This window comes from Streptomyces sp. NPDC029159 (genome assembly GCF_055564055.1).
Window position 1 is genome coordinate 254,906 of the sequence record NZ_JBVHWT010000001.1, and the last position, 17,006, is coordinate 271,911.

Sequence of the window (17,006 nt, forward strand, 5' to 3'; positions counted from 1 at the left end):
AGCGCCCCGCGGCACCTTGCACCCGCCCGGTACAGTGGGAGCGGCGTCAAGAAAACGCCAAGATCTCAGGGTGCGCCGGGAAGTCTGGTCGGCAACTGCCACAGCCGTACTCAGCTGCCGAAATCCGGAGGTCAGCCCCCGTGAGCGCACCCCAGAATCGCCGTTCCCTCTTCCTCGGCCGTCTGCCGCTGCCGGAACGGAACTTCCTCACCAACGCGCTCCGCACCGAGACGGTCGGCGGTGTCCTCCTTCTCGTCGCCGCCATCGCCGCGCTGATCTGGGCAAACGCCTTCGGAGACAGCTACGAGGCGGTCCGCGGCTTCCATCTAGGCCCCGCCTCGCTCGGCCTCAACCTCTCCCTGGAGCACTGGGCGGCCAACGGCCTGCTCGCGATCTTCTTCTTCGTCGCCGGTATCGAGCTGAAACGCGAACTCGTCGCCGGTGAGCTGCGCGATCCCAAGGCCGCCGCGCTCCCGGTGATCGCCGCGCTCTGCGGTATGGCGATGCCCGCCATCGTCGACCTCGTGGTCAGCGGCATAGGCCACGGCTCGCTCGACGGCTGGGCGGTCCCCACCGCCACCGACATCGCCTTCGCGCTGGCCGTCCTCGCCGTCATCGGCACGTCCCTGCCGTCCGCGCTGCGCGCCTTCCTGCTCACCCTGGCCGTCGTCGACGACCTCTTCGCCATCCTGATCATCGCGGTCTTCTTCACCTCGCAGATCAACTTCCTGGCGCTCGGCCTCGCCGTCGTCGGCCTGGGCGTCTTCTACCTGCTGCTGCGCAAGGGCGTCCGCGGCTGGTACATCTACGTGCCGCTGGGCCTGGTCATCTGGGCGCTGATGGAGAACAGCGGCGTGCACGCCACCATCGCGGGCGTCGCGATGGGCCTGATGCTGCGCTGCGCCCCCCGCGAGGGCGAGACCCACTCCCCCGGCGAGCACATCGAGCACCTGGTCCGCCCGCTCTCCGCGGGCCTGGCCGTGCCGCTCTTCGCGCTCTTCTCCGCCGGGGTGGCCGTCTCGGGCGACGCCATCCGCGAGGTCTTCACCCGCCCCGAGACCCTCGGCGTGGTCCTCGGTCTCGTCGTCGGCAAGACCCTCGGCATCTTCGGCGGTACGTGGCTGACCGCCCGCTTCACCCGCGCCCGGCTCAACCCCGACCTCAAGTGGCCCGACCTCTTCGCCGTCGCCACCCTCGCCGGTATCGGCTTCACGGTCTCCCTGCTCATCGGCGAGCTGGCCTTCGGCGACAACCCGGCGCTCGCCGAGGAGATCAAGGCATCCGTCCTGCTCGGCTCGCTGATCGCCGCCGGCTGCGCCACCCTCCTGCTCAAACTCCGCAACAACAAGTACCGCGCCCTCCTCGCCGAGGAGGAGCGCGACGAGGACCAGGACGGCATCCCCGACGTCTACGAGGAGGGCGACCCGGCGTACCACCTGCGGATGGCCGCGATGCTGGAGGCGAAGGCCGCGGAACACCGGCGGCTTGCCGAAGTGGCCTCCGGCGCCGAGCCCGGGGACGATGGTCCGGCATGATCTGAGAGGCTTTGCCTACGCAGCAGACATAAGGGAGACGGCGATGAGTTCAGCCGACGACGGCGCAGACCGCAGCCTCGGCCAGATGGTGGCGACGGCCACCGCCGAGTTGTCCGCACTCGTGCACGACGAGATCGCACTGGCCAAGGCCGAGCTGCGACTGGACGCGAAGCGGGCGGGCATCGGCGGCGCCGCCTTCATCGTCGCCGGCGTGCTGATCCTCTTCGCCCTGCCGGTGCTGAGCTTCGCGGCGGCGTACGGCATCCACAACCTCGGCCTCGGACTGGCCTGGTCCTTCCTCATCGTCGGCGGCGCCTTCATCGTCATCGCGCTGCTGCTGGCCCTGATCGCACTGGCCAAGGTGAAGAAGATCAAGAAGCCGGAGAAGACGATCGCCTCCGCCAAGCAGACCGCGGCCGTCCTCCAGAACGCCAAGCCGCACCCCCGCCCGGAGCCCGCGGACCACCCGGTCCTGGAGTCCGTGACACGCACCTCGACATGACGGTCCCCGACAGCACCGCACCGGTCGTACGCCCCGACGGACCCTGGACCCACCGGGACGTCGCGGCGAACGGCGCCCGTTTCCACATCGCGGAGATGGGCGACGGCCCGCTGGTGCTGCTGCTGCACGGCTTCCCGCAGTTCTGGTGGGCCTGGCGGCACCAGCTGCCGGCGCTCGCCGAGGCGGGCTACCGGGCCGTCGCGATGGACCTGCGCGGCGTCGGCGGCAGCGACCGCACCCCGCGCGGCTACGACCCGGCCAACCTCGCCCTCGACGTCACCGGCGTCATCCGCTCCCTGGGTGAGCCGGACGCCGCGCTCGTCGGCCACGACCTGGGCGGCTACCTCGCCTGGACGGCGGCGGCGATGCGGCCGAAGCTGGTGCGCCGCCTCGCCGTCGCCTCGATGCCGCATCCGCGGCTGTGGCGCCGCGCGATGCTCGCCGACGCCCGGCAGAGCAGGCGCAGCGCCCACATCTGGAGCTTCCAGCGGCCCTGGCTGCCCGAGCGGGCGCTCGTCGCCGACGACGCCGCCCGGGTCGGCGAGATGCTCCACGACTGGTCGGGCCCGCAGCCCCCGGACGAGGAAACCGTCACCGTCTACCGGCGGGCCATGGGCATCCCCTCGACGGCCCACTGCTCCATCGAGCCGTACCGCTGGATGGTCCGCTCGCTGGCCCGCCCCGACGGCCTGCAGTTCAACCGCCGGATGAAGCTGCCGGTACGCGTCCCGACGCTGCATCTGCACGGCTCGCTCGACCCGGTGATGCGCACCCGCACCGCCGCGGGCTCCGGCGCGTACGTCGAGGCCCCGTACCGCTGGCGGCTCTTCGACGGGCTCGGCCACTTCCCCCACGAGGAGGACCCGGTGGCGTTCTCCACGGAGCTGGTCAACTGGCTCCAGGACCCCGAGCCGGACCGCTGACCGAGCCCGCCCCGCGCCCCGGAAGCGGCCCGGCGAACCGGGGACGAACACGGCGGTGACAGGTGGCCAAGTGCCCGGCGCATAGGCCGATTGGCGGGCCGCCCGGCGGTTACGGACCTCGGGCCACGGGCAGAGTCGAGGGTATGGGCTGGACGCACGACTACCGTGACGTGGCACGCAACCGCCGCAGCAGTGCCGCTGCCGTGGGTACGCGGGACAGGGGCACTCCCGACCTCCGGGCCGGCGGGCCCGCGGGTCCCCCGCACCCGGACTCCGCGCACCCGATGGGCATCCCCCGCATCCTGCGCCGCAGAGCGCGGTGGATGTCCGCCCGGCTGCGCCATCCCCGCGGCTGAAACACCGACGGCGGGCACCGCACGGAGCCCGTGCCGGTACCCGCCGCCTTCCGGGTGGTTCAGATCGCGCACCCCTGGGTGTCGACGGGCCGGGTGGCCTGCTGACCCTTGACGACGTCCTGGCGGACCTCGTCGGCGGTGAGCGCATAGCCGGTCTGCGCGTCGTCCAGGGACTTGGCGAACACCACGCCGTACACCTCGCCGCGCGGGGTGAGCAGCGGGCCGCCGGAGTTGCCCTGCCGCACCGTCGCGTACAGGGAGTACACATCGCGGGCGACGGTGCCCCGGTGGTAGATGTCCGGGCCGTTGGCCTGGATACGGCCGCGGATCCGGGCCGAGCGGACGTCGTAGCCGCCGTTCTCCGGGAAGCCCGCGACGATGGCGCTGTGGCCGCTCTGCGCGTCGGTGCCGGTGAACTTCAGCGCGGGCGCCCGCAGCGCCGGGACGTCGAGGACCGCGATGTCCCGCTCCCAGTCGTAGAGCACGACCTTGGCGTCGTACGTGGTGCCCTCGCCGCCCACCTGCACGGTCGGCTCGGAGACGCCGCCGACGACGTGGGCGTTGGTCATCACGCGGTGCGGCGCGAAGACGAAGCCGCTGCCCTCCAGGACCTTGCCGCAGCTGGGCGCCGTGCCGACGACCTTGACGATGCTCTGCCGGGCGCGCCCCGCGACGGGGCTGTGCGCCAGCTTCGGGTCGGGCGCCGGGACGGAGGTGATCGGCTCGTTGGAGAACGGCGTGAAGACCTGCGGGAAGCCGTTCTGCGCGAGCACCGAGGAGAAGTCCGTGAACCACGTCGTCGCCTGCTGCGGCATCACCCGCGAGACGCCCAGCAGCACCTTGGAGTTGCGGACCTCCTTGCCCAGCGTCGGCAGCGACGTACCGGCCAGCGCGGAACCGATCAGCCAGGCCACCAGCAGCATCGCCACGACGTTGACGAGCGCGCCGCCGGTGGCGTCCAGCGCCCGCGCCGGTGACCATGTGATGTGGCGGCGCAGCTTGTTGCCCAGATGGGTGGTGAGCGCCTGGCCGACCGAGGCGCAGATGATGACGATGGCGACGGCGGCGATGGCCGCGAAGGTGCCGGGGGTGGCGTCGTCGGTGACCTCGTTCCAGATGACGGGGAGTACGTAGACCGCGATCAGGCCACCGCCGAGGAAGCCGAGCACGGACAGGATGCCGACGACGAAGCCTTGCCGATAGCCGACGATCGCGAACCACACGGCGGCGACCAGCAACAGGATGTCCAGGACGTTCACGCCGGACACCGTCTCACGCGCTCCGGTCGAGCGGGACCTGCTTCGTGCGGTCCCACGGAATCTCCCACCCCGCGTAGTGCAGCAGGCGGTCGATGACCCCGGCGGTGAAACCCCAGACCAGGGCCGACTCGACCCGGAACGCCGGACCGGTGTGCCCTCGCGGATGGCGGGCCGTCACCCGGTGGGCCGGGTCCGTGAGATCCGCCACGGGAACCGTGAACACCCGGGCGGTCTCCGCCTGGTCGACCGCGCCGACCGGGCTGGGCTCGCGCCACCAGCCGAGCACCGGCGTCACCACGAAGCCGCTGACCGGGATGTAGAGCCGCGGCAGCACGCCGAAGACCTGCACGCCCGCCGGGTCGAGCCCGGTCTCCTCCTGCGCCTCCCGCAGCGCGGCCCGCACCGGACCGCTGCCCTCCGGGTCGCCGTCCTCCGGGTCGAGCGCGCCCCCGGGGAACGAGGGCTGCCCGGCGTGCGAGCGCAGCGTCCCGGCGCGCTCCATCAGCAGCAGCTCGGGCCCGCGGGCGCCCTGCCCGAAGAGGACCAGCACCGCGGACTGGCGGCCGCCGTTCTCGGGTGGCAGGAAGCGGCTGAGCTGGTGCGGTTCGACGGTCTGCGCCGCCCGGACGACCGGGTCCAGCCACTCCGGCAGCCCCTCGGTGCTCACCCGCGCCTGCGGGAGCCGCCCGGCGCCGGGGGCCTCGGGCACGGCGGGCGGCGCGCCGGTGGTGGCGGGCGGCGCGCCGGGCCCGGCCGTGGCCGCCGGGCCGTCGCCGGGCGGGGTCCGGCCGCTCTCCGGGGCCGCCGCGGGCCGCCCTTCCCCGGCCCGGTCGCCGGTCCGTTCGCCGTACTGCTCCCGTGCACTCGTCATACGCGCCCCCTCAAGGCCCTGGTTCGGTGTGCGGCGCCCGGAGGCGGGCCGCGCGGCCCGCCTTCGGGGCCGCCGGTGCGGCCCGTACCGCCGGTGCGGCGGTGGCCGGTGTCATGAGGCCGGGGCCCCCAGCGGGGGCGCGGGCCGGCCGGGGAATCCGGCGGGTGGGTTGAGCCGCTGCCCCGGCTGTCCGCCCAGCTCGTACTTGAGCAGCTTCTTCGCCTTCTCCGGGTCGGTCTCGCCCTCGCCGTACGACGGGCAGAGCGGGGCGATGCCGCAGGCGCCGCAGGCGGGCTTGCGGGAGTGGCAGACGCGGCGGCCGTGGAAGACGACGCGGTGCGACAGCATCGTCCACTCGCTCTTGGGGAAGAGCGCGGCGACGTCCGCCTCGACCTTCTCCGGGTCCTCCTGGGTGGTCCAGCCGAAGCGGCGCGCCAGCCGGCCGAAGTGGGTGTCGACGGTGATGCCGGGGACGCCGAACGCGTTGCCGAGGACGACATTGGCGGTCTTGCGGCCGACGCCGGGCAGCGTGACCAGGTCCTCCAGGCGGCCGGGCACCTCACCGCCGAAGCGGTCCCGCAGCGCCGCCGACAGGCCGAGCAGCGACCGTGCCTTGGCCCGGAAGAAGCCCGTCGGCCGGATCAGCTCCTCCAGCCGCTCCGGGTCCATCGCCGCCATGTCCTCCGGGGTGGGGCAGGCGGCGAAGAGCGCCGGGGTGGTCTGGTTGACCCGCAGGTCGGTGGTCTGCGCGGAGAGCACCGTCGCGACCAGCAGCTCGAAGGGGTTGGTGAAGTCCAGCTCCGGATGGGCGTACGGATACAGCTCCGCCAGCTCCCGGTTGATCCGCCGCGCCCGGCGCACCAGCGCGACCCGCGATTCGGGCTTACGGGCAGGGGCCTTGGCGGCGGCCGCCTTCTTCGCGGCGGCGGTCTTCTTGGCGGCGGTCTTCTTCGCCACGCCCGCCCCGGCGGCCGTCTTCTTGGCCGCCGCCTTCTTGGCCGCCGTCTTCTCGGCGGACGCACCTGCCGCGGCCTTCTTGGCGGCCGCCTTCTTGACCGCCGCCCGCGACGTGCCCGCCTCCGCGCCGTTCCGCCCGGCCGGGGGTGCGGTCGTTTCCGTCGTCTTCGCTGGGTGTTTCACGCCGCCCTCTTCCGTACCGACTCGTGCCGTGCCGACTTCCGTACCGGGTCCACCGCCGGGCGCCTCGCGAGAGGCGCGGCGCCGGGGGTCGGCGGCGTCCGCGCCGCCTGCCGCGCGTGCCTGGACGGGACCGGCGATTTGGTGCTTACGTTCACTTCCGGGGCGCCCACGGGCGGCCGTTCGCCCAGAGCGGAATCGCGTTCGGCGGTCACTCGCTCAGCCCCCCTCGTCCCGTGCTCTCACCGGCGTGTTGGACACTCGGCCAGACTACGACCACCCACCGACATCCGACTCGATCACCGGTTTTCACCACCCCGATCGGCCCCCTGGCGTAGGGCTCGGGCCATCGGTCCGGCAAACTTGTGATTGATCGCACTGTTTTGCATTCCGGCATGATGGGGACCACAGTCCCCCGGAGCATGTCGACAAGGAGAGATCTCGTGGACGACGTTCTGCGGCGCGCACCGCTCTTCGCGGCGCTCGACGATGAGCAGGCGGCGGAGCTGCGCGCCTCGATGGGAGAGGTCACGCTCGCTCGCGGCGACGCCCTGTTCCACGAAGGGGACCCCGGCGACCGCCTGTACGTGGTCACCGAGGGCAAGGTGAAGCTGCACCGCACCTCCCCCGACGGCCGCGAGAACATGCTCGCCGTCCTCGGCCCCGGCGAGCTGATCGGTGAGCTGTCGCTCTTCGACCCGGGCCCGCGTACCGCCACCGCCTCCGCCCTCACCGAGGTCAAGCTCCTCGGCCTGGGCCACGGCGACCTCCAGCCGTGGCTGAACGCCCGGCCCGAGGTGGCCACCGCCCTGCTGCGCGCCGTCGCCCGGCGCCTGCGCAAGACCAACGACCAGATGTCCGACCTGGTCTTCTCGGACGTCCCCGGCCGGGTCGCCCGCGCCCTGCTGGACCTGTCGCGCCGCTTCGGCGTGCAGTCCGAGGAGGGCATCCACGTGGTGCACGACCTGACGCAGGAGGAGCTGGCCCAGCTGGTGGGCGCCTCCCGCGAGACGGTCAACAAGGCCCTCGCCGACTTCGCGGGCCGCGGCTGGCTGCGTCTGGAGGCCCGTGCGGTGATCCTCCTCGACGTCGAGCGGCTGGCGAAGCGCTCCCGCTGACCCCCGGGCGCCGTCCCCGCGGCGGCGCCCCGCTCCCGGCCCGTACGGCGCCGCGGACCCGCGCGCCGCGCCCAGGGCTGCCCGGGGCCGGGAAAACCGCCTGAGCGGCCGTATATGGCGCCTGAGTGGGCATGTACGCGTCCAGCCTCGCGCGTCCGGCCGCCAAAACCGGTGGCCCGCCCGCCGGACGCGTCGTCATGCTGACGCCATGACCGACGCCACGGGCCCGGGGCTCGACCAGGACGGCCACTTCCTGCGGGAGGGCGCGCTCTCCCGGATCACCGAAGCGTTCGCCCCCGTGGCGGCGGCCGCGCGCGAGCGGAGCGCCGCGCGCTTCGGCGACCGGCTGCACAGTGCATACCTCTACGGCAGCATCCCGCGCGGCACCGCCGTCCCCGGGGTCTCCGACCTCGATCTGCTGCTCGCGCTCCACACCCCGCCCACCCCGGACGACCACGCCACGGCCGACGCGCTGGGCGCGGAACTCGACGCGGAGTTCCCGCAGATCGACGGCGCCGGGGTCCTGATCGAGGGCGTGCCACGGCTGCTGAGCGAGCGGGAGCGGTACGACCTGGGCTGGTTCGTGGCCTGCCTGTGCACCCCGCTCACCGGCCCCGACCTGGGCGAACAACTGCCCCGCTACCGTCCGACCCCGCTGCTGGCCCGGGAGACCAACGGGGACCTCTTCCGCGAACTGCCCGGGATGCGCGAGCGCGCCGCGGCGGCGCGTACGGAGGCGGAGCGGCAGCGGCTGATCCGCGGCATGAGCCGGCGTCTGGTGCGTACCGGCTTCACGCTGGTGATGCCGCGGTGGGGCGGCTGGACCAGCGATCTGACCGAGATGGCCGAGGTGTTCGGCCGCTACTACCCGGCGCGCGCCGAGCAGATGCGCGCCGCGGCCCGCGCCGCCCGCGCCCCGGCGGAGCACCCCGCGCTCCTCGATGAACTGCTGGCCGATCTCGCGCCCTGGCTGGCCGGCGAGTACCTGGCCGTCCACGGTCCGAAGGCGCCCCGCCCCTGAGCGGCCCGGCGCGCCCCCGGACGCCTCAGATCAGCCCGTGCTCCCCCAGGTACTCCAGCTGCGCCCGTACGGACAGTTCGGCGGCTGGCCACAGGGAGCGGTCGACATCGGCGTAGACCGCGGCGACGACCTCGGACGCCGTGCGGTGGCCGTTCTCCACCGCGGTCTCCACCTGGGCGAGCCGGTGGGCGCGGTGCGCCAGATAGAACTCCATCGCGCCCTGGGCGTCGTCGAGCACCGGGCCGTGCCCGGGGAGCACCGTCGTCACCCCGTCGTCGACGGTCAGCGAGCGCAGGCGGCGCAGCGAGTCCAGGTACTCGCCGAGGCGCCCGTCGGGGTGGGCGACCATCGTGGTGCCGCGGCCCAGGACGGTGTCGCCGGTCAGGACGGCGGCGTCGGCGGGCAGATGGAAGGAGAGCGAGTCGGCGGTGTGCCCCGGGGTGGGCACGACGCGCAGCTCCAGCCCGCCGGTGGTGATCACATCACCGGCGCCCAGCCCCTCGTCCCCCAGGCGCAGCGCCGGGTCCAGGGCGCGGACGGCCGTGCCGGTCAGCTCGGCGAAACGGGCGGCGCCCTCGGCGTGGTCGGGGTGCCCATGGGTGAGCAGGGTCAGCGCGACGCGCTTGCCGGCCTGCTCGGCGGCGTCGACGACGGCCCGCAGATGGCCCTCGTCGAGCGGCCCGGGGTCGACGACGACGGCCAGCGGGGAGTCCGGTTCGGCGAGGAGCCAGGTGTTGGTGCCGTCCAGGGTCATCGCCGACGGGTTGGGCGCCAGGACGCACCGGGCGCGGTCGGTGGCCGGCCCGGAGACCACCGCGCCCCGGGGCTGCCCGGGGAGCGTTGCCGCGTCGGTCATGCCCGGCCCCCTTCCGAAGCGTCGCCCGGAGCGTTCTCCCCCGGTGCGATGTGCTTGGTGAACTCCTCGTGCCCCGGCCAGCTCAGCTCGATCTCGCCGTCGCGCAGCCGCGCGCGGGCCAGCACCGGCGTCAGATCGCGCCGCCCGGCCGCCGCCAGGGCCGCAGCGGCGGACCCGTACGGCTCCAGGGCGCGCAGGGTGGCGAGGGTCGGCGGCATCATCAGCAGCTCGCCGCGGTCGTATCCGGCGACGGCATCGGCCGGGCGGGTCCACACGGTGCGGTCCGCCTCCGTGGAGGCGTTGCGGGTGCGCTGCCCCTCGGGGAGCGCGGCGACGAAGAACCACGTGTCGTAGCGGCGCGGTTCGAACTCGGGGGTGATCCAGCGCGCCCAGGCGCCGAGCAGGTCGGAGCGGAGCACCAGCCCGTGGCGGTCGAGGAAGTCGGCGAAGGAGAGTTCGTGGGCGACGAGGGCGGCGCGGTCGGCCTCCCAGGCGCCGCCGGTGGTGTCCGCGACGACGGTCGTCGCGGACGGGCCCGCGAGCAGCACCCCGGACTCCTCGAACGTCTCGCGCACCGCGGCGCAGACGACGGATTGCGCCGCGGCCTCGTCGACGCCCAGCCGCGCGGCCCACTCGGCGCGCGACGGCCCGGCCCAGGCGACCGGCCGCTCGTCGCGCGGGTCCACGGAGCCACCCGGATAGGCGTACGCGCCTCCGGCGAAGGCCATGGAGGCGCGTCTGCGCAGCATATGGACGGCGGGACCGCCGTCGCCGTCCCGCAGCAGCAGGACGGTCGCGGCGCGCCGGGGCTCGGCGGGGGTCAGCTCGCCGTTCACGAGCGCCCGGATGAGGCCCGGCCACTCCGGCGGGTACCACTGGCCATTGGTCGTCGACGACATGGCCGGATGCTATGCGCTCACGCGCGGATGTTCGAGGGGCTCTTTTCGGCGCCCCGGGTGCGCGTACGCCCGGCCGCGCCCGGATCCCGCCGGAGCGACCGGGCGTACGGACGACCGGACGTGCGGACTACTCCGCGATCTCGACCTGGATCTCGACCTCGACGGGCGCGTCGAGCGGCAGCACCGCCACGCCCACCGCGGACCGGGCGTGCACGCCCTTGTCGCCGAGGATCTCGCCGAGCAGCTCGCTGGCGCCGTTGATGACACCGGGCTGGCCGGTGAAGTCGGGTGCGGAGGCGACGAAGCCGACGACCTTCACGACGCGCTGGATCCGGTCCAGGTCGCCGATGACGGACTTCACGGCGGCGAGCGCGTTGAGCGCGCAGGTCGCGGCCAGTTCCTTGGCCGCCTCCGGGGCGACGCCGGCGCCGACCTTGCCGGTGGCGGGCAGGGCACCCTCCACCATGGGCAGCTGGCCGGAGGTGAAGACGTACTTCCCGGAGCGCACCGCGGGCTGGTAGGCGGCCAGCGGCGGCACCACCTCGGGGAGCTTCAGCCCCAGCTCCGCGATCCTCGCCTCGACGGCGCTCACGCCTTGGCCCGCTTCAGGTAGGCCACCAGCTGCTCGGGGTTGTTCGGGCCCGGAACGACCTGGACCAGCTCCCAGCCGTCCTCGCCCCAGGTGTCCAGAATCTGCTTCGTCGCGTGTACGAGAAGCGGCACGGTCGCATATTCCCACTTGGTCATGGGGCGAGCGTAATGCCTGCCGGGACGGCTCCGGACGCCGCCGCCCCCGCCGTCGCGGCGACGGTTGCTCCCCGCCGGGAAGCGCGGGTCAGACGGCCGGAGTACGCGGTTCCGGCCCGGCCTCCCAAGGGCTGCCCCGGACACCCCGGCGGCCCGCCCATGAATTCCACAGCCATGTCCGGACAGCGCCGGGAATGCCCGCCGGGAGCGCCCTTCCCGTGCCTGGTGGGCCATCCCGTAGGGGGCCGTCTCCGGGACGGATCCGGGGTCGTCCCGTGCGTAGCCGCGGCGGGGACTGGTTAGGCTCCTTGACGTGAGCAGGCTCCATGTCGTCAGCGGCAAGGGCGGCACCGGAAAGACCACGGTCGCCGCTGCCCTCGCCCTTGCCCTGGCCACCGAGGGACGCCGGACCCTCCTGGTCGAGGTCGAGGGCCGCCAGGGCATCGCCCAGGTCTTCGAGACCGAGGCGCTGCCGTACGAGGAACGCAAGATCGCCGTGGCGCCCGGCCCGGACGGCGCCGCGGCCGGTGACACCGCCCGCGGCGGGCGCCGCCCCGGCGAGGTGCACGCCCTCGCCATCGACGCCGAGCGCGCACTGCTGGACTACCTCCAGATGTTCTACAAGCTCGGCAGCGCCGGCCGGGCCCTGAAGAAGCTCGGCGCGATCGACTTCGCCACCACCATCGCCCCCGGCCTGCGGGACGTCCTGCTGACCGGCAAGGCGTGCGAGGCGGTGCGCCGCAAGGACAAGCAGGGCCGGTACGTCTACGACGCGGTGGTGATGGACGCCCCGCCCACCGGCCGCATCACCCGCTTCCTGAACGTCAACGACGAGGTGGCGGGCCTGGCCAAGATGGGCCCGATCCACCATCAGGCCCAGGCGGTCATGCGGGTCCTCAAGTCCCCCGAGACCGCGGTGCACATGGTCACGCTCCTGGAGGAGATGCCGGTCCAGGAGACCGCCGACGGCATCGCGGAGCTGCGCGCCGCCGGGCTCCCGGTCGGCGGCATCGTCATCAACATGACCCGTCCCGCCGTGTTCGGCACCGGCGATCTCGACATCGCCGCCCGCGGCGCCCGTGCGGGCGTGGCCAAGGCGCTGTCCCAGGCGGGGCTGGGCGGGGCACGCCGCGGCGGGCTGGCCGAGCGGCTGATCGACCCGCTGCTGGAGCAGGCCCGCGAGCACGCCGAGCGCGTCGATCTGGAGCGCGCCGAGCACGCCGAGCTGACCGCGCTCGGCCTGCCCACCTACGAGCTGGAGCTGCTTCCCGAGGGAGTGGATCTCGCCGGTCTCTACCGCCTGGCGAGGGAGCTGCGGAGACAGGGGCCCATATGACCGCCGACGACCCGACGCTGGACACCCCGGCCCCGTGGCTGGAGGTGGACGCGCTGCTCGACGACCCCGGCACCCGCATCGTGGTGTGCTGCGGCTCCGGTGGCGTCGGCAAGACCACCACGGCCGCCGCGCTGGGCGTGCGGGCAGCGGAGCGCGGGCGCCGGGCCGTCGTCCTGACCATCGACCCGGCCCGCCGGCTCGCCCAGTCCATGGGCATCTCCGAGCTGGACAACGTCCCCCGCCAGGTCAAGGGCGTCGACGGCGCGGCCGGCGGCGAGCTGCACGCGATGATGCTGGACATGAAGCGCACCTTCGACGAGATCGTCGAGGGCCATGCGGACGCCGACCGCGCCCGGGCCATCCTGGACAACCCCTTCTACCAGTCCCTGTCGGCCGGTTTCGCGGGCACGCAGGAGTACATGGCCATGGAGAAGCTCGGCCAGCTCCGCGCCCGGGACGAGTGGGATCTGATCATCGTCGACACCCCGCCCAGCCGCTCCGCGCTGGACTTCCTGGACGCGCCCAAGCGCCTCGGATCGTTCCTGGACGGCAAGTTCATCCGGGTGCTGATGGCCCCGGCGAAGGTCGGCGGCCGGGCCGGGATGAAGTTCCTCAACGTCGGCATGTCGATGATGACCGGCACCCTCAGCAAGCTGATGGGCGGTCAACTGCTACGTGACGTCCAGACGTTCGTCGCCGCCATGGACACGATGTTCGGCGGCTTCCGCACCCGCGCGGACGCCACCTACCGGCTGCTCCAGGCGCCCGGCACGGCATTCCTGGTGGTGGCGGCGCCGGAGCGGGATGCGCTGCGGGAGGCGGCGTACTTCGTCGAGCGGCTGGCCGCCGAGCGGATGCCGCTGGCCGGGCTGGTGCTGAACCGCGTGCACGGCAGCGGGGCGGCGAAGCTGAGCGCGGAGCGGGCGCTGGCCGCCGCCGAGACGCTGACCGACCGCGCCGCGGAGGAGGCCGACGCCTTCGCCGGGAGCGCCCCGGACGAGGCGGAAAATCTTGCGCCGGACGGCATTGTGGATCACGGCGACGGGAAGGCTGCTTCCGGTACCGCCGACGGCCCCTCTCCCGCCCCGGCGGCGCCGGCCGGTCACCCCCCGGTCTCCGCCGAGCAACTCGCCGCCGGTCTCCTGCGTCTGCACGCCGAGCGCATGCAGGTGCTCGACCGTGAACGCCGTACGCGGGATCGTTTCACCACTCTGCATCCGGAGGTTCCGGTCGCCGAGATCGCCGCGCTCCCCGGTGACGTCCACGACCTCGACGGTCTGCGTCTGATCGGCGCCCGCCTCGCCCTCGACCCCACCCACGCCGACGCATCCGACTGACACCGCTCCCCCGGTAAGCACTCCCCGGCTCGTCCCACCCGCCTTTCGTGCGCGTGGCATTGACGCCGTACGGGCACGACGGATACGGCAGACCTGCTGCCGGCACAGCGAACTCACGGCCCCGCTCGCGCGCTGACGCATCGCCGGTCCGGTGGCCGTGCGGACTCCGGGTCAGCTGACCGCCGCGTAGGTGTCGTACGTCTCGTCCTCGCACTCCACGGTCAGCATGCCGGTGGAGCGCTCGTACTCCGTGCGCGCCGTCTCCAGCAGGCGCCGCCATGACGTCACGGTCGGACGGCGGCGGAGCAGCGCGCGGCGTTCGCGCTCGGTCATGCCGCCCCAGACGCCGAACTCCACCCGGTTGTCCAGCGCATCGGCAAGGCATTCGGTGCGTACCGGACATCCGGTGCACACGGCCTTGGCGCGGTTCTGGGCCGCCCCCTGGACGAAGAGCTCGTCCGGATCGGTGGTGCGGCAGGCTGCTTGTGCGTTCCAGTCGGTTACCCAGCTCATGCTGGCGCCGTCCTCTCCCGAAATCGAGGCTCCCCCACGGCGGCAAGCGGCATATTCACCGTTGCCAGTTGAGGACGTTACGGAAGGCAGGCAGGGCGCAACACCCCCTTCGGGCCCAATCTTGAATGGTCCTAACGGACTATGCGTACGCGGCAGATCACCCAACGGAGTGAGCGAGCGGCATACGTCGCTTTTCTCGCATCGCAGGGCAGGTCGCCGGGGGCATACCGGAAATCCGGCGACACGAGCGGATGTTCGGGACGCGGCCCCACGCGCGGATGGACCGGAAGGGGGAGGACGGGCGCGCTGGGGCGGAAAGCTCCGCTGTGACAGATGTGAAACAGCGTAGGCGAACAGTTGCGCCCCTGTCCGGCGATTGAGAACGTAGGGTGCCCTCATGGGTAAGAAGCGCGACGGCAGGGGTCTGAGCAAGACCCAGCAGGCCGCGAAATTCCTGGGTGTCAGCGTGCTGGCCGGAGCCGTTCTCGCGGGTCTCGCCCTTCCCGCCGCCGGAGCACTGGGCCTCACGGCCAAGGGCACCGTCGAAGGGTTCGACGAGATCCCCGCGGACCTCAAGGCGCCACCGCTGAGCGAACGGACCATCATCCAGGACGCCAACGGCACCGAGATCGCCAAGATCTACTCCCGTGACCGCACGGTCGTGGATCTCAAGAACATGTCGCCGTACATCCAGAAGGCGATCGTCGCGATCGAGGACGCGCGCTTCTACGAGCACGGCGCGGTCGACATGAAGGGCATCCTGCGCGCGGTCAACAAGAACGCGCAGTCCGGCGGCGTCTCGCAGGGCGCCTCGACGCTGACGCAGCAGTACGTGAAGAACGTCTTCATCGAGGAAGCCGGGGACGACCCCACCAAGGTCGCGCAGGCCACGCAGCAGACCATCGGCCGCAAGATCAAGGAACTGAAGTATGCGATGCAGGTGGAGAAGGAGCTCGGCAAACGCAAGATCCTGCAGAACTACCTGAACATCACCTTCTTCGGGCAGCAGGCGTACGGCGTCGAGGCCGCCAGCCAGCGGTACTTCAGCAAGTCCGCCAAGGACCTCAGCCTCGGCGAGGCGGCCCTGCTCGCCGGCCTCGTCCAGTCCCCGACGCACTACGACCCGCTCAGCCACCGCGACGAGGCCACTCGCCGCCGTAACACCGTGCTCCAGCGGATGGCCGACCTGAAGGACATCACGCAGGCCGAGGCCGACGCGGCGGCGAAGGAGCCGATCAAGCTGGCCGTCAGCCGCCCCAAGAGCGGCTGCATCACCGCGACCGACGGCGCCGGCTTCTTCTGCGACTACGTCCGCAACGTCTTCCTCAACGACAAGACGTTCGGCAAGACCGCCAAGGCGCGCGCGAAGCGGTGGAACCAGGGCGGTCTGACCATCCGCACCACCCTGGACCCGCAGACCCAGAAGTCCGTCCAGGCGTCGATAGGCGGCCATGTCCACAGCGACGACCAGGTCGCCAGCGCCGCGACGATCGTGGAGCCCGGCACCGGCAAGATCCTCGGCATGGGCCAGTCCCGCCCCTACGGATTCGGCAAGAACGAGACGGTGCTGAACCTCTCCGTCAACCACGACATGGGCGGCGGCGCCGGCTACCAGCCCGGTTCGACGTTCAAGCCGCTGGTCGCCGCCGCCGCGCTGGACCAGGGCATGAGCCCGTACCAGGAGTACTCCTCGCCGTACCGGATGCAGTACCCGAGCCCGGTGCAGACCTGCAACGGCGAATGGCAGGGCCACGACTCGACGCAGAACGAGAACAAGTCGGAGGTCGGCCCGTACGCCATGAAGGAGGCGACCGCGAAGTCGGTCAACACCTACTTCGTGCAGATGATCAGCGACATGGGTATCTGCCCGGCGGTCAAGATGATCGACAAGCTCGGCATCCAGCGCGCCGACGGCAAGCCGATCCAGGAAGTGCCGTCGATGACCCTCGGCGTGCAGGAGATGTCGCCGCTGACCATGGCCGCGGCGTACGCCGCCTTCGCCAACAACGGCACCTACTGCACGCCCGTCGCCATCGCCTCGATCACCGACGCGGCCGGCAAGCCGATGGACGTCCCGCGGAGCGACTGCAAGCCGGCGATGTCCGAGAACACCGCCAAGACGATAAACGCCCTGCTCAAGGGCGTGGTCGAGGACGGTACGGGCAAGGAGGCCGGGCTCGGCGGCCGGGACAGCGCGGGTAAGACCGGCACCAGCGACAGCCGCTACGCCGCCTGGTTCGTGGGCTACACCCCGAACATGGCCGGTGCCGTCTGGGTCGGCGACCCGATGCACAAGCGGAAGATGTTCAACATCACCATCGGCGGCACCTTCCACGAGAAGGTCTACGGCGCCGACACCCCCGGCCCCATCTGGCGGGACGCGATGAACGGCGCCCTCGCCGGGCGTCCGGCGCCGGGTCTGCCGACCGTCCAGATCGACGACCCCGGCGACGACAAGGCGGCGGACGACGGCAAGGGCAAGCCCGGGAAGGGCAAGGGCAAGCCGGGGAAGCCGGGCAACCACGGCAACAAGCCGGGCGGCGGCTGGCACCTCCCCGGCGACATACTGGACCGCCTCAAGCACCACTGAGGCCAC

17 protein-coding genes are annotated in these 17,006 nt (G+C 72.6%); 9 read left to right on the plus strand and 8 right to left on the minus strand.

Annotation, left to right across the window (positions count from 1 at the left end; genetic code table 11):
• Window positions 1-140: 140 nt before the first annotated feature.
• The 4 genes from nhaA to ACZ4U4_RS01115 all read left to right on the plus strand — a co-directional run bounded on the left by nhaA (window position 141) and on the right by ACZ4U4_RS01115 (window position 3,316).
• The gene (gene nhaA / locus ACZ4U4_RS01100; protein ID WP_467868065.1) at window positions 141-1,535 is read left to right on the plus strand and encodes a Na+/H+ antiporter NhaA; all 1,395 of its coding nucleotides are present in this window, start codon (window positions 141-143) and stop codon (window positions 1,533-1,535) included.
• A gap of 43 nt (window positions 1,536-1,578) precedes the next feature.
• On the plus strand, window positions 1,579-2,037 hold the full coding sequence (locus tag ACZ4U4_RS01105) for a phage holin family protein (protein WP_467868067.1): 459 nt from the start codon (window positions 1,579-1,581) through the stop codon (window positions 2,035-2,037).
• A complete protein-coding gene (locus tag ACZ4U4_RS01110; protein WP_467868069.1) occupies window positions 2,034-2,960 on the plus strand; it encodes an alpha/beta fold hydrolase in 927 nt (308 codons plus the stop codon). Before ACZ4U4_RS01105 ends, ACZ4U4_RS01110 begins: the two co-directional genes overlap by 4 nt.
• Before the next feature lie 143 nt (window positions 2,961-3,103).
• Entirely contained in the window at window positions 3,104-3,316 is a 213-nt protein-coding gene (locus tag ACZ4U4_RS01115) for a hypothetical protein (RefSeq protein WP_384594303.1), read from the plus strand.
• 59 nt (window positions 3,317-3,375) lie between these two features.
• On the opposite strand, the gene ACZ4U4_RS01120 is transcribed toward ACZ4U4_RS01115, so the two are convergent.
• From ACZ4U4_RS01120 to nth, 3 genes are all read right to left on the minus strand, one after another.
• Window positions 3,376-4,575, minus strand: a complete 1,200-nt coding sequence (locus ACZ4U4_RS01120) for a MarP family serine protease (protein WP_467868071.1) — start codon at window positions 4,573-4,575, stop codon at window positions 3,376-3,378.
• A gap of 13 nt (window positions 4,576-4,588) precedes the next feature.
• Window positions 4,589-5,284, minus strand: a complete 696-nt coding sequence (locus ACZ4U4_RS01125; RefSeq protein WP_467868916.1) for an NUDIX hydrolase — start codon at window positions 5,282-5,284, stop codon at window positions 4,589-4,591.
• Window positions 5,285-5,557: 273 nt separating this feature from the next.
• Window positions 5,558-6,586, minus strand: coding sequence for an endonuclease III (gene nth, locus ACZ4U4_RS01130; RefSeq protein WP_467868073.1), 1,029 nt, complete (start codon window positions 6,584-6,586; stop codon window positions 5,558-5,560).
• Between the two features lie 440 nt (window positions 6,587-7,026).
• Between nth and ACZ4U4_RS01135 the strand changes: the two genes are divergently transcribed.
• Window positions 7,027-7,701 carry a Crp/Fnr family transcriptional regulator gene (locus ACZ4U4_RS01135; protein WP_006604164.1) on the plus strand — a complete coding sequence of 225 codons (675 nt, stop codon included), beginning with the start codon at window positions 7,027-7,029 and terminating at the stop codon, window positions 7,699-7,701.
• A 208-nt stretch (window positions 7,702-7,909) separates the two neighbouring features.
• Window positions 7,910-8,722 carry a nucleotidyltransferase gene (locus ACZ4U4_RS01140; protein WP_467868076.1) on the plus strand — a complete coding sequence of 271 codons (813 nt, stop codon included), beginning with the start codon at window positions 7,910-7,912 and terminating at the stop codon, window positions 8,720-8,722.
• A 25-nt stretch (window positions 8,723-8,747) separates the two neighbouring features.
• On the opposite strand, the gene ACZ4U4_RS01145 is transcribed toward ACZ4U4_RS01140, so the two are convergent.
• The 4 genes from ACZ4U4_RS01145 to ACZ4U4_RS01160 all read right to left on the minus strand — a co-directional run bounded on the left by ACZ4U4_RS01145 (window position 8,748) and on the right by ACZ4U4_RS01160 (window position 11,224).
• On the minus strand, window positions 8,748-9,578 hold the full coding sequence (locus ACZ4U4_RS01145) for an MBL fold metallo-hydrolase (protein ID WP_467868078.1): 831 nt from the start codon (window positions 9,576-9,578) through the stop codon (window positions 8,748-8,750).
• Window positions 9,575-10,477, minus strand: coding sequence for an NUDIX hydrolase (locus ACZ4U4_RS01150; RefSeq protein WP_467868080.1), 903 nt, complete (start codon window positions 10,475-10,477; stop codon window positions 9,575-9,577). The genes ACZ4U4_RS01145 and ACZ4U4_RS01150 overlap by 4 nt, the downstream gene beginning before the upstream one ends.
• Before the next feature lie 127 nt (window positions 10,478-10,604).
• Complete coding sequence (locus tag ACZ4U4_RS01155; RefSeq protein ID WP_467868082.1) at window positions 10,605-11,069, minus strand: RidA family protein; 465 nt, start codon at window positions 11,067-11,069, stop codon at window positions 10,605-10,607.
• Complete coding sequence (locus ACZ4U4_RS01160; RefSeq protein ID WP_020129281.1) at window positions 11,066-11,224, minus strand: DUF4177 domain-containing protein; 159 nt, start codon at window positions 11,222-11,224, stop codon at window positions 11,066-11,068. The genes ACZ4U4_RS01155 and ACZ4U4_RS01160 overlap by 4 nt, the downstream gene beginning before the upstream one ends.
• Window positions 11,225-11,537: 313 nt before the next feature.
• On the opposite strand from ACZ4U4_RS01160, the gene bagA reads away from it, so the two are divergent.
• Together bagA and bagB are read left to right on the plus strand one after the other, a co-directional pair.
• Window positions 11,538-12,560 (plus strand): ATPase BagA, encoded by a 1,023-nt coding sequence (gene bagA, locus ACZ4U4_RS01165; RefSeq protein WP_467868084.1) that lies wholly within the window; start codon window positions 11,538-11,540, stop codon window positions 12,558-12,560.
• A complete protein-coding gene (gene bagB, locus ACZ4U4_RS01170) occupies window positions 12,557-13,897 on the plus strand; it encodes an ATPase BagB (RefSeq protein ID WP_467868086.1) in 1,341 nt (446 codons plus the stop codon). Before bagA ends, bagB begins: the two co-directional genes overlap by 4 nt.
• Window positions 13,898-14,068: 171 nt before the next feature.
• Here bagB and ACZ4U4_RS01175 read toward each other — a convergent pair whose 3' ends face one another.
• A complete protein-coding gene (locus ACZ4U4_RS01175; protein WP_467868087.1) occupies window positions 14,069-14,410 on the minus strand; it encodes a WhiB family transcriptional regulator in 342 nt (113 codons plus the stop codon).
• 397 nt (window positions 14,411-14,807) lie between these two features.
• Here ACZ4U4_RS01175 and ACZ4U4_RS01180 point away from each other — a divergent pair, with 397 nt between their 5' ends.
• Window positions 14,808-17,000: a transglycosylase domain-containing protein gene (locus ACZ4U4_RS01180; RefSeq protein WP_467868089.1), complete on the plus strand. Its 2,193-nt coding sequence runs from the start codon at window positions 14,808-14,810 to the stop codon at window positions 16,998-17,000.
• Window positions 17,001-17,006: the final 6 nt, after the last annotated feature.